Raw genomic sequence first — 272 nt, forward strand, 5'->3', positions numbered from 1 at the left:
CTTTCTAACTTAACCAAACTAAAAATTAAAAAATATGAGCTACACTGTTATCTAGTTTTCAAAGAACATACATTTATATATGAGAGATAGTTCTCTCAAAACTGAACAAAACGAAACACGGAAACTTTATTGATGAACAGCGTTCATCAATTCTCCATAGAAAGGAGGTGATCCAGCCGCACCTTCCGATACGGCTACCTTGTTACGACTTCACCCCAATCATCTGTCCCACCTTAGGCGGCTGGCTCCAAAAAGGTTACCCCACCGACTTC

The 272-nt window shown here is 40.1% G+C and carries 1 rRNA gene; it reads right to left on the minus strand.

The annotated features are described in order from the left end of the window. Nucleotides 1-160 precede the first annotated feature (160 nt). A 16S ribosomal RNA gene (locus EBQ15_RS30965) occupies nucleotides 161-272 on the minus strand; the annotation flags it as partial.

The sequence above is a fragment of the Bacillus sp. 2D03 genome (assembly GCF_003946765.1).
GTDB lineage: Bacteria > Bacillota > Bacilli > Bacillales > Bacillaceae_G > Bacillus_A > Bacillus_A cereus.